This is a genomic window from Pantoea sp. LS15, assembly GCF_012241585.1.
Taxonomy (GTDB): Bacteria; Pseudomonadota; Gammaproteobacteria; order Enterobacterales; family Enterobacteriaceae; genus Enterobacter.
In genome coordinates this window covers 24,508-35,383 of sequence record NZ_JAAVXA010000010.1, presented here as the reverse complement: position 1 = coordinate 35,383, position 10,876 = coordinate 24,508, and the positions used below count along the sequence as shown (strand labels likewise).

General features: G+C 60.4%; 12 protein-coding genes. 5 read left to right on the top strand and 7 right to left on the bottom strand.

Annotation, left to right across the window (positions count from 1 at the left end):
- Window positions 1-2 precede the first annotated feature (2 nt).
- The 4 genes from HED65_RS15195 to HED65_RS15180 all read right to left on the bottom strand — a co-directional run bounded on the left by HED65_RS15195 (window position 3) and on the right by HED65_RS15180 (window position 1,633).
- On the bottom strand, window positions 3-383 hold the full coding sequence (locus HED65_RS15195) for a response regulator transcription factor (protein WP_114979188.1): 381 nt from the start codon (window positions 381-383) through the stop codon (window positions 3-5).
- A gap of 23 nt (window positions 384-406) precedes the next feature.
- On the bottom strand, window positions 407-667 hold the full coding sequence (locus tag HED65_RS15190) for a XapX domain-containing protein (RefSeq protein ID WP_114979187.1): 261 nt from the start codon (window positions 665-667) through the stop codon (window positions 407-409).
- Window positions 664-885: a DUF1427 family protein gene (locus HED65_RS15185; protein ID WP_114979186.1), complete on the bottom strand. Its 222-nt coding sequence runs from the start codon at window positions 883-885 to the stop codon at window positions 664-666. Before HED65_RS15185 ends, HED65_RS15190 begins: the two co-directional genes overlap by 4 nt.
- Window positions 886-946: 61 nt before the next feature.
- Window positions 947-1,633 carry a hydrolase gene (locus HED65_RS15180; protein ID WP_114979185.1) on the bottom strand — a complete coding sequence of 229 codons (687 nt, stop codon included), beginning with the start codon at window positions 1,631-1,633 and terminating at the stop codon, window positions 947-949.
- Between the two features lie 218 nt (window positions 1,634-1,851).
- Between HED65_RS15180 and HED65_RS15175 the strand changes: the two genes are divergently transcribed.
- From HED65_RS15175 to HED65_RS15160, 4 genes are read left to right on the top strand one after another with little or no spacing between them, the layout of a single operon-like run.
- The gene (locus tag HED65_RS15175) at window positions 1,852-3,723 is read left to right on the top strand and encodes an amidohydrolase (protein WP_114979184.1); all 1,872 of its coding nucleotides are present in this window, start codon (window positions 1,852-1,854) and stop codon (window positions 3,721-3,723) included.
- Complete coding sequence (locus HED65_RS15170) at window positions 3,723-4,130, top strand: DoxX family protein (protein ID WP_114979183.1); 408 nt, start codon at window positions 3,723-3,725, stop codon at window positions 4,128-4,130. Before HED65_RS15175 ends, HED65_RS15170 begins: the two co-directional genes overlap by 1 nt.
- Window positions 4,127-5,746, top strand: a complete 1,620-nt coding sequence (locus HED65_RS15165; RefSeq protein WP_114979182.1) for an MFS transporter — start codon at window positions 4,127-4,129, stop codon at window positions 5,744-5,746. Before HED65_RS15170 ends, HED65_RS15165 begins: the two co-directional genes overlap by 4 nt.
- A gap of 30 nt (window positions 5,747-5,776) precedes the next feature.
- On the top strand, window positions 5,777-6,598 hold the full coding sequence (locus HED65_RS15160; RefSeq protein WP_114979181.1) for an alpha/beta fold hydrolase: 822 nt from the start codon (window positions 5,777-5,779) through the stop codon (window positions 6,596-6,598).
- On the opposite strand, the gene HED65_RS15155 is transcribed toward HED65_RS15160, so the two are convergent.
- Complete coding sequence (locus HED65_RS15155) at window positions 6,561-7,982, bottom strand: MFS transporter (RefSeq protein WP_114979180.1); 1,422 nt, start codon at window positions 7,980-7,982, stop codon at window positions 6,561-6,563. The two genes, HED65_RS15160 and HED65_RS15155, sit on opposite strands and share 38 nt — an antisense overlap.
- 44 nt (window positions 7,983-8,026) lie before the next feature.
- A complete protein-coding gene (locus HED65_RS15150; RefSeq protein ID WP_114979179.1) occupies window positions 8,027-9,115 on the bottom strand; it encodes a cellulase family glycosylhydrolase in 1,089 nt (362 codons plus the stop codon).
- Between the two features lie 185 nt (window positions 9,116-9,300).
- Between HED65_RS15150 and HED65_RS15145 the strand changes: the two genes are divergently transcribed.
- On the top strand, window positions 9,301-10,308 hold the full coding sequence (locus HED65_RS15145; protein ID WP_114979178.1) for a LacI family DNA-binding transcriptional regulator: 1,008 nt from the start codon (window positions 9,301-9,303) through the stop codon (window positions 10,306-10,308).
- Here HED65_RS15145 and fosA read toward each other — a convergent pair.
- Entirely contained in the window at window positions 10,294-10,719 is a 426-nt protein-coding gene (gene fosA, locus HED65_RS15140) for a FosA/FosA2 family fosfomycin resistance glutathione transferase (RefSeq protein ID WP_114979177.1), read from the bottom strand. The genes HED65_RS15145 and fosA overlap by 15 nt on opposite strands.
- Window positions 10,720-10,876: the final 157 nt, after the last annotated feature.

Sequence of the window (10,876 nt, the reverse complement as noted above, 5' to 3'; positions counted from 1 at the left end):
CCTTATTGTCGGCGGGCCAGCTCCCGCTGAATATGGTCCAGCAGAATATCGATGTTAATAGGCTTACGCAAAAATGCAGCGGCGCCCAGACTGAGAGCGTACCGCTGCATATTTTCATCAGCATGACCGGAGATAAAGAGTACAGGGGGCGGCGGTACGGCCAGCAACCGCAGCTTTTCAAACAACTCAAGGCCGCTCATACCCCGCAACTTAATATCGGTGATCACCAGTGCGGCGTCGGACAACGCGAGGGGATGGCTCAAAAACACCTCTGCCGAATCAAAGGTATCGGTCGAATAGCCTTCCGACTCCAGGAGATTACTCAGCCCGCTGCGGACGGAACGTTCGTCATCAATGATGGCAATGCGCCACGGCAGCGTCATGCTGTCTTTCCTCTAACAAATCATTAAACGTCGCGATTTTCCTTCGCGGGCGCAGGGGGCGCCGTGCCACTGATTTTCGGCACGCATTCGTGACGAAACCAGGCGAGGGTCAGCGGTTCGCGACTCAATAAACGCCGTCCCACCGGGATAAGCTGTTCGCCCACCAACATGCCAAACAGGCCAAGCAGGGCGACAACTGGTGGTGCCGGAGAATGGACATCGAGCAGAGCGTAAATTACCCCAGCCACTACGCCGCACACCAGCGAAATTATCCATGCTTTCATGATGACGCTCCTGTCTGCGATTTAACCTGCGGAACAGTCACCTGAGGGGAAGGCGCACCGTCGCGAGATAACAGATGGCGCGTCGCCTGTTCACCTGCCAGCATCCCCAGCAGGCCAATCAGCGCCAGCGCGGGCGGCGCGGGGGAGCGCACCTTCAGCACGGCATACATCAGGCCAATCAACACGCCTGCCGCAAGGGATATCAGCCCAGTACTCATTGTTAACTCCAGAGAAAGAGGCAGTGGCGAGCCGGATGAGGGACCAGCCCGCCGCCGGGGCTTAGCGGGCCGGGACTGGCGCTAAGGTGCGGTGCTCGCTCTTCTGGCGAGACGGTGCTTTGTGCACCATGGTGTAGGCGTAATCAACGCCCATGCCGTACGCGCCGGAGTGCTCACGCACGATATCCATTACCGCGGTGTAGGTCTCTTTACGCGCCCAGTCGCGCTGCCACTCCAGCATCACCTGCTGCCAGGTTACCGGGATCACACCCGCCTGGATCATGCGCTGCATCGCGAAGTCGTGGGCGTCTTTGGAGGTGCCGCCAGACGCGTCCGCCACCATATAAATTTCGTAGTCGCCTTCCAGCATCGCGCACAGGGCAAAGCTGTTGTTGCACACTTCGGTCCACAGACCGGCAACCACCACCTTCTTCTTGCCGTTGGCTTTCAGCGCGTCACGTACTTTCTGGTCGTCCCAGGAGTTCATGGAGGTACGCTCCAGAATGTCCTGGCCCGGGAACACGTCCAGCAGCTCCGGATAGGTGTTACCGGAGAAGCTTTCGGTCTCAACGGTGGTGATGATGGTTGGGATGTTGAACACTTTGGCCGCTTTCGCCAGCGCCACGGTGTTGTTTTTCAGCACCTGGCGGTCAATAGACTGCACGCCAAACGCCATCTGTGGCTGGTGATCGATAAAGATGATCTGACAGTTCGCAGGGGTTAACACTTCGAGCTTTGAAGAGGTCATAGCATTTTCCAGTGGTTAAGGGTAGAAATCACCGTGAGTGCCACGGTGATAAAGTCCCCCTCATCCTGCGGTTTTCCGTCGCCGCGCGTAATTATCTCTTCGTATAGTTAACCTTAGGTATAGTTATACTTTGGTATACCTATCCTATTGTATAACTGGATCTTTGCCGAAACCGGTTCCCATAATCCTGACCATTCCCCTCTCAGTCAGGAGCAGTTATGGTTACCCTCGGTAAAGCCGATCTCATTCTGGTTAACGGCCAGTTTCACACTGTCGATCGCGAGAACCCTGTCTCGGAAGCCGTTGCCGTACGCGACGGAAAATTTCTGGAAGTGGGTACCGTCGCCGAGGTGATGCAACACCATTGCGATGGCACCAAAGTGGTCGACTTAAAAGGCCATACCGCCATCCCCGGCCTGAACGACTCCCACCTGCACCTCATTCGCGGCGGGCTGAACTACAACCTTGAGTTGCGCTGGGAAGGCGTGCCGTCGCTGGCCGACGCCCTGCGGATGCTGAAAGAGCAGGCCCTGCGCACGCCGTCGCCCCAGTGGGTGCGCGTGGTAGGCGGCTGGACTGAGTTCCAGTTTGCCGAGCGCCGCATGCCGACCCTCGACGAGATCAACGACGCCGCGCCGGACACACCTGTTTTCATCCTCCACCTGTACGACCGCGCCTTGCTCAACCGCGCCGCGCTGAAGGTGGTCGGCTACACCAAAGACACCCCGAACCCGCCGGGCGGCGAGATCCAGCGCGACGCTAACGGCAACCCGACCGGGATGCTGATTGCCCGTCCTAACGCCATGATCCTCTACGCCACACTGGCGAAAGGGCCGAAGCTGCCGCTGGAGCAGCAGGTCAACTCCACCCGTCAGTTTATGCGCGAGCTGAACCGTCTGGGGCTGACCAGCGCCATCGACGCGGGCGGCGGCTTCCAGAACTACCCGGAAGATTACGAGGTGATTGCCGAGCTGCACGAGAAAAAGCAGATGACCATCCGCATCGCCTACAACCTGTTTACCCAGCGTCCGGGCCACGAGCTGGAAGACTTTGAAAAATGGACCGACATGCTCACGCCGGGCCAGGGTAGCGACTTCTTCCGCCACAATGGCGCGGGAGAGATGCTGGTCTTCTCCGCCGCCGATTTTGAAGACTTCCTCGAGCCGCGCCCGGATCTCGCGCCGGGCATGGAGGACGAGCTGGAGCGCGTGGTGCGCCATCTGGTGGAGCACCGCTGGCCATTCCGCCTGCACGCCACCTATAACGAATCCATCAGCCGTATGCTGGACGTGTTCGAAAAAGTGAACCGCGACATTCCGTTCAACGGCCTGCACTGGTTCTTCGACCATGCGGAGACCGTCACCCAGGCCAATATCGACCGCATCAAAGCGCTCGGCGGCGGTATAGCCGTGCAGCACCGTATGGCCTTCCAGGGGGAATATTTTGCTGAGCGTTACGGCATTGAAGCCACCCGCCACACACCGCCGGTGGCGAAAATGCTCGAGACCGGCGTGCCGGTCGGTTTAGGAACGGACGCCACCCGCGTGGCGAGCTACAACCCGTGGACCGCGCTCTACTGGCTGGTCTCCGGCCGTACCGTTGGCGGGATGCAGATGTACGACCTCAGCGCCCGTCTGGATCGCGACACCGCCCTGATGCTCTGGACCCAGGGCAGCGCGTGGTTCTCCAGCGAGCAAAATCAGAAGGGGCAGATCAAAGTCGGTCAGCTCGCCGACCTGGCGGTGCTGAGCAAAGACTTCTTCCGCGTGCCGGAAGAGGAGATCAAAGGCATCGAGTCCGTCCTGACGGTGGTCAACGGCGATATCGTGTACGCCGCAGGCAGCTTCGGCCCGCTCGCGCCGCCTGCGATCCCGGTTCTGCCCGAGTGGTCACCGGTGGTGAAGGTGCCGGGCCACTACCGCAGCGCGCCGCCGCAGGCCGCCCGCGTCGGCATGAACGCCGTCCATCACTGCAGCGGCCCGTGTGGGATTCACAGCCACCAGCATGACTTTGCGCGCACGTCAGAGATGCCGGTGTCCGACGATAACGCTTTCTGGGGGGCGCTGGGCTGCAGCTGCTTTGCATTCTGATGAAAAATACATTTGCTTCGCCCCGGGTCGACCTGGGGCTGTTTTTCCTGCGTCTCACCGGCAGCCTGCTGCTGCTGTACGTACACGGCCTGCCGAAGGTGCTGCACTTCAGTGAAGAGCTGACGCGCATTGAAGATCCGTTCGGCTTCGGGCCCTGGGCGAGCCTGATCCCGGCGATTTTCGCCGAGGCGATCTGCCCGCTGTTTATCATTGCGGGCGTTTATACCCGCCTGGCCTGCCTGCCGATCATCGCCGTGCTGCTGGTGGCGATGCTGGCGGTGCATCCGGACTGGTCGATTGCCGAAGGGCAGTTTGGCTGGCTGCTGCTGATTATCTTCACAACCCTTGCCCTCACCGGGGCGGGCCAGTGGCGATTGCAGCATAAGGCAACGGAGAAGTTCGCATGACGCAGGTTAACGACGTTCGCGACGCACACGTCGAAACGACGCCCGCATCGACGGTTTCACCCTGGCAGCCGCTGAGCCAGCCGGTGTTCCGCATGCTGTGGATCGCCACGGTGGTCTCGAACGTCGGCTCATGGATGAGCGACGTCGGTATCAACTGGAGCATGCTGACCCTGAGCGCCGATCCTTTGGATATCGCGCTGGTACAGGCGGCAAGCAGCCTGCCGATGTTCCTCTTCGCCCTGCCGTCCGGGGTGATGGCGGACATCGTCGACCGACGTAAATACCTGCTCTTCTCCCAGCTGTGGGTGTTCATCGCCGCCGCAGTGCTGACGGTGCTCTCCTTCACCGGACACGTCACCCCTGCGGTTCTGCTGGTGGCGACGTTTCTGCTGAGCGTGGGCGCGGCGATGAGCTCGCCACCGTTTCAGGCCGTGGTGCCTGAAACGGTGAGCAAGCCGGAGCTGGGTGCCGCCGTGGCGCTGAACTCACTGGGGGTGAACATCAGCCGGGCGATTGGTCCGGCGCTGGGTGGTTTCCTGCTGTCGCTCGCCGGGCCGTGGATGGTGTTTGCGCTGAACGCGCTTTCCGTAGTGGGCGTGGCATGGGTGCTGTGGCGCTGGCGTCCGGCCCCGTCCATTCAGCGGCTGCCGCCGGAGCACTTCTTCTCTGCGGTACGCTCCGGCATCCGCTACGTGCACGCCGCGCCGGTGCTGCGTAACGTGCTGGTGCGCACCGTGGCCTTTTTTGTTTTCGGCAGCGCGGGGTGGGCACTGTTGCCGCTGGTGGCGCGCCGCGAGCTGGGCTTAGGCCCGGCGGGCTACGGCGTGATGCTGGCCTGCATTGGCCTGGGGGCGATTGCCGGGGCCATTTTGCTGCCACGCCTGCGCCAAAAGCTGAACGCCGACCGACTGATGGTAGCCGCCAGCCTGACTTTTGCCCTCACCATGCTGGCGCTGGCGTTTGTGCGCCATATCTGGCTGCTCAATCTGTTTGAATTCTTCACCGGCTTCGCGTGGATTGCGGTGCTCTCCACCCTCAACCTCGGCGCGCAACGAAGTGCCGCCCGTTGGGTGAAAGCCCGCGCGCTGGCGGTCTACCTGACGGTGTTCTTCGGTTCGATGACCACAGGCAGCGCCATCTGGGGGCAGATCGCTTCCCAGTTCGGCACCCCGACTTCGCTGGTTGTCGCCACGCTGGGCATGGTGCTGGCAAGCGCTACCGTCTTCCGCTGGAAGCTGGAGAAAGACCCGGACCTGAACCTCGACCTCAGCGGCCAGCCGCTGGACGGCATCGAGATTGAGCTGCCGAATGAGCGCGGCCCGGTACTGGTATCGCACGAGTACATCATCGACCCGCACAACGCGAAAGCGTTTTTGCAGGCGGTGCACGAGCTACGCCGGGTGCGCCGCCGCGCCGGGGCGATGAGCTGGGCGGTGTATGAAGATATTGAGCGCCCCGGTCTGTTTATCGAGACCTTCCTGATGGGCTCCTGGATTGAGCATCTGCGCCAGCAGGAGCGCCACACCATGAATGACCTCCTGCTGCAGAGCCGCGTTCTGGCTTTTCATCAGGGCACAACATCTCCGGCAATTCGTTATCTGGTCGCGCCGGTTTAAACATAACAATCACCTGTTGAGGAAGACACTATGGCAACGTTTAAGGCAAAAGACGGCACGCAGATTTACTACAAAGACTGCGGCGCGGGTAAACCGGTTCTGTTCAGCCACGGCTGGCCGCTAGATGGCGACATGTGGGACAGCCAGCTGAACTACCTGGCCGAGCGTGGTTTCCGCGCCATCGCCTTTGATCGTCGCGGCTTTGGCCGCTCGGATCAGCCGTGGAACGGCTACAACTACGACACTTTTGCGTCTGACATCAACGACCTGATCACTACCCTGGACCTGCAGGACGTGACGCTGGTGGGCTTCTCCATGGGCGGCGGCGACGTGACCCGCTACATCAACAACTACGGCAGTTCACGCGTCGCCGGTCTGGCACTGCTGGGTGCGGTAACGCCAATCTTCGGTAAATCTGACTCCTTCCCGCAGGGTGTGGATCAGAGCGTGTTCGACGGCATTCGCGACGGACTGCGTAAAGATCGCGCCCAGTTCATCAGCGATTTCGCGACGCCGTTCTACGGCATCAACGCCGGGCAGACCGTCTCTGCCGGTGCCCTCACCCAGACGCTGAACATCGCCCTGCTGGCGTCTTTGAAGGGCACCATCGACTGCGTGACCGCGTTCGGTGAAACCGACTTCCGCCCGGATATGGCGAAAATCGACGTGCCGACGCTGGTGATTCACGGCAGCAACGACCAGATCGTGCCGTTTGAAAGCACCGGCAAGCTGGCGGCAGAGATGATCAAAAACGCCACGCTGAAAGTGTACGACAACGCGCCGCACGGCTTCGCGCTGACCCACCAGGATCAGCTTAACGAAGATCTGCTGGCGTTTGTGAAGTCGCTGTAATTTTTTCCAGGCCGGGTAAGGCGCAGCCGCTACCCGGCGCTTTCGCAGATGCGTTCCGCTCCGCCAGCAGTCGACAAATCTCCGCATGCTTCTCCTCGGTAAAGGTAAAGCGCGACATAAAGCCAATACGGATCAGCGAACCTATCGCTGGCAGCAGACAAATCCCGAAGAACAGCCCAGACAGCACGCTCTCGCTCTGGATTTGCGCCTGCGGCACGTAGCCAATCATCGTCAGGAATACGCCGATTAACCCGCCGCCCACCGCCACCGACATCTTGCCGGTAAAGGTCTGCCCGGAGAAGGTGATCGCCGCGCAGCGCTTGTTAGTGTGGTATTCCGCGTACTCGATGGTGTCGGCAATCATCGACGAGGTGAGGATGTTAGTCATCATCACGAACAGCGTACTCAGGCCGAGCAGAATGAACAGCATCGTCACCTGCTGATAGCCGACAAACCACATCACCACGCGCACCGCCACGTCCAGCCCGCAGAGGATCATAAATAGCTTCCGCTTCTGCATCCGGCGCGTCAGCATCGGGGCGACCAGGCACAGCACCGCCGCCACAATCCCCATCACGCCAATCGCCATTTGCAGGCTACCGTCGCCCAGGTTGTTGATAAAGAAGTAGATATACAGACCGCCCGCCACGTTGTGGAACACGCAGAAGAAGAACGACAGCAGAACGATAAATAGCGGTTTGTTCTGGCGCAGGTTGTGGAAGGTGTCGCGCATCGTCACCTTTTCCGGGCTTGGCGGCACGCGCTCTTTGATCTGCATAAAGCCGTTGAGCATCAGCGGCAGGCCCACCAGCATCATCACCAGCGCCGCCATAAAGTAGCCTTTATCATTGCTGTGCTGGGCAAAAAACGCCGCCAGTTTAGGGAAGAAGATGTTGGCGCAGGCAATCCCGGAGTTTACCCCGAGCATCGCCGCCGTCACCGCGCGGGTGCGCTGGGCGGAGTCGTTGGTCATCACCGACGACATCGACCAGAACGGGATATCAGAGATAGCGTACAGCGTCCCCCACAGGATGTAGGTCACCCCGGCGTAGAGGATTTTGGTGGTCATGTCCGCTTCGATTTTATAGAACGACAGCAGCGTGACGCCGGTGATCAGCAACGGCGCAATCAGTAAAAAGTGGCGAAACTTGCCGAACCGGCTGTTAATGGTGTCCATAATGCTGGCAAACAGCGGATCGTGAACCGCGTCCCACGCGCGGGCAATCAGGAAAATGGTACTCGCCGCCAGCGCCGAGATCCCCAGCACGTCGGTGTAAAAATAGTTAATAAACGAACCCACTAAACCAAAGCTAAAACACTGACCTAAACCATAACCAAAATAAGACCACAACTCGCGAGACGGTATTTTCATTATCGTTGCCATAGTGCGTACCTGATTACCCGGCGACAGGCGCCGGGTCAATATGATTAGCCCTGTGCTTTCGGGGCGATCTGACGAAACTTCTGCATCAGCGCGATTTCACGACGCGAGAACGGAATACCGTTTTCCTCGAACACGTCGTGGAACCACAGGCGGCAGTAGTCCGTGGACTCCTTCATCACCACCGGCCACGGCAGCCACGTCTGGGTTTTGCCGCGCACCAGCCCCCACTGATACGGCGCGACTTTCGCCATGTACATCAGCGGGAGTTGCTCTTCGATGGTGCTGCCCACGTGGCGCGCCAGCCATTCGGTGCAGAACAGCGGGCGACCGAGCGCCTGCAACTGCTGAATAATCGCCGTCATCCGCCCGGTGTTGGTGTAGGCGTGGAAGCTCACCACGTCCGAGAGCGCCAGCGCTGTCTGGTCCAGCGGATGCTGGAAGAACGTCTCGCCCTCCTCTTCCGGCGGGACTCGCCACGCGCAGACCGTGAGCGGCTGGGTTGGGTCTTCTTCACGCACCCACTGGAACGCCAGCTTCATGAGCTCGTGGGCGCAGGTCTCCAGCTTCGCGTCGTACTGCACCTCCTGCGTGCCGGTCGCGAAAATGCCACGGTTGCCCGGCTCGTTATAGAGATCCCACAGCAGCACGCGCCCGTCTTCACGAAACTGGCGAACAACGTCGCGGATATAGCGCTCAATCTGCGGCCAGCAGTCGCGATCGCACACTTTGTCGCGCCCCGGACTCGCCGCTGCCTGGCTGTTGTGCTTGCCCGGCACCGGTGGCTTTTGCGGGCCGAGATACGGCTCGTCGCCGGAGAAGCCGCAGTCGTCCATCAGGGTCAGCATGGTGCTGAAGCCGTGACCGTCGGCAATCGTCAAAAACCGATCGATGCGCGCCATCAGTCCGTCACGGTCGTGCTCCCAGACAATAAACGGCAGGTTGATGCGCAGGGTGTTGTAACCCGCGTCCGCCGCCCAGCCCAGCTCGCGCTCGATAGTTTCGGCATCGAAAGTCTCTTCCTGCCAGATATCAGTCCAGTTCACCGCCGTCGACGGCAGATAGTTAAACCCGCACAGCCAGCCTTTTTGTTCATACCACGCCTGTGCCTGCTCCCTGCTCCACTGCTCTTTCATTACGCGTCCTCTTACTGATAATATTTAGCTAATAAATATTAGTTGCGGGATAAATGCGCAAATCACGGCGTTGAGAAAAGCGACGGCTCTCACAAAGTTCACGCTTCGATGAATGAGAAACGTGATCGACGGCGCTAAAGCGTGCGGTTAGGGTATGATGCGAAGTCGCGAAAGGGAGAGGACGGATGAAGCGAAAAACGAAAGTGACGATGAACGATATTGCGCGGGCGGCGGGCGTGTCGCAGGCGACGGTATCGCTGGTGCTTAACCAGTCCCGCAACATCAAGCTCAGCGACGACACCCGCCAGCGGGTCATTGGCGTCGCCACCGAGCTCGGCTACGACCGCCTCCCCGCCATTCACGCCCCGCGCAACCAGGAAGAGATCGCCCTGCTGGTCAGCTCGCTGCAAAGCTTCGACCCGTTTATCGACGCCATCAGCCGGGCGCGGGAAGCGGCGTGGCGCAACGAGACCCTGCTCACCGTCTACGACTATGGCGACGACATCGAGCTGGCGCTGAACATCATTCGCCAGCTGGAGAAGCGCAACTGCATCGGGATTATTCTCGCGTCTCCGGTCACCACCCTGGTGGACATGACGGCGTTTCAGGACTGCACCCGCATCCCGCTGGTGCTGCTCAACCAGCGCGACCCCGGCTCGCCGCTGCTGCCGTCGTTTATCCCGGACGACTACGCTAACGCTTTCCAGGTGACGAAACACCTCATCGCCTGCGGGGCCACGCGCATCGCCCACATCACCGGGGAGAGCTGGATGGAGGCCTCCCGCCAGCGTCTGGCGGGCTACCAGGCGGCGCTACAGCAGGCCGGACTCGCGTGTGATGACAACCTGGTGCGCGAGACCAACTGGCAGTTTAGCGAGTCCTTTACCGCGACAACGTCGCTGCTGGAACTGGCCGAGCGCCCGGACGCCATCTTCTGCGCCAGCGACTGGCTGGCGATTGGCTGCTATCAGGCGCTGGCGGTGAACGGCGTGCGCATCCCTCAGGACATGCTACTGGCAGGCTACGATGACCAGAAGATTTCCGAGCAGCTCACCCCGCCGCTGACCAGTATCCAGCTGCCCTACAGCGAACTGGGACGGCTGGCGGTGGAGTACCTGTGCAATCAGGAAGATGCCGCCACGCATGTGACGCTGGCGGGCAGGCTGAAGGTGCGCGCCTCAAGCCTCGTCTGAGGTAAAGACCATTCCTGCATAGGGTTTCTCGCGACACGCCGCCAGCCGCGCGGCGAGGTTGCCCACGTGCAGCTCCAGCTTGTGCCCGTCCGGGTCGAGAAAATAGAACGACGCCCCCTCGCTTTTGTTCTGCTTCCAGACGGTGACGCCCGCCTGCTCCAGCCTTTGCGAGAACGGTTCAAAATCTTCCTCCGCCACGGTAAACGCGTAATGGGTATAGTCGCTCTCCTGCGGCGGCACATACTGGCGCGCCTCGTCGTACGACAGGCAGACCCACAGATCGCCGCAGGTGAGATAAGCCCCGGTATTCCAGCGGGCGTGCAGCGCAAGCCCCAGCAGCTCGTGCCAGAAGGTAACGCTTTTTTGCAGGTCGCTGACCGCGAGGGTCAGGTGGTTGAGTGATCGCAGCATGACATGCCCTTTTGTTTTTCGCGCCGGACGTGATACGGTAAAGAGATGAACATAAACCACGCCGTGCTCACCGTAAACCGCTGGTGGCTGCCTTCTTAAAGGCGGCACGGAGTAGTTTTCCCCATTTTCAGATAGCCGCCGAAAGGCGGCTTTCACA

Bases quoted from the DNA above. Each gene is read 5' to 3' on its own strand.
- HED65_RS15190 (WP_114979187.1), bottom strand. From the start codon at position 667: ATGAAAGCATGGATAATTTCGCTGGTGTGCGGCGTAGTGGCTGGGGTA.
- fosA (WP_114979177.1), bottom strand. From the start codon at position 10,719: ATGCTGCGATCACTCAACCACCTGACCCTCGCGGTCAGCGACCTGCAA.
- HED65_RS15145 (WP_114979178.1), top strand. From the start codon at position 9,301: ATGAAGCGAAAAACGAAAGTGACGATGAACGATATTGCGCGGGCGGCG.
- HED65_RS15150 (WP_114979179.1), bottom strand. From the start codon at position 9,115: ATGAAAGAGCAGTGGAGCAGGGAGCAGGCACAGGCGTGGTATGAACAA.
- HED65_RS15155 (WP_114979180.1), bottom strand. From the start codon at position 7,982: ATGGCAACGATAATGAAAATACCGTCTCGCGAGTTGTGGTCTTATTTT.
- HED65_RS15195 (WP_114979188.1), bottom strand. From the start codon at position 383: ATGACGCTGCCGTGGCGCATTGCCATCATTGATGACGAACGTTCCGTC.
- HED65_RS15180 (WP_114979185.1), bottom strand. From the start codon at position 1,633: ATGACCTCTTCAAAGCTCGAAGTGTTAACCCCTGCGAACTGTCAGATC.
- HED65_RS15160 (WP_114979181.1), top strand. From the start codon at position 5,777: ATGGCAACGTTTAAGGCAAAAGACGGCACGCAGATTTACTACAAAGAC.
- HED65_RS15185 (WP_114979186.1), bottom strand. From the start codon at position 885: ATGAGTACTGGGCTGATATCCCTTGCGGCAGGCGTGTTGATTGGCCTG.
- HED65_RS15170 (WP_114979183.1), top strand. From the start codon at position 3,723: ATGAAAAATACATTTGCTTCGCCCCGGGTCGACCTGGGGCTGTTTTTC.
- HED65_RS15165 (WP_114979182.1), top strand. From the start codon at position 4,127: ATGACGCAGGTTAACGACGTTCGCGACGCACACGTCGAAACGACGCCC.
- HED65_RS15175 (WP_114979184.1), top strand. From the start codon at position 1,852: ATGGTTACCCTCGGTAAAGCCGATCTCATTCTGGTTAACGGCCAGTTT.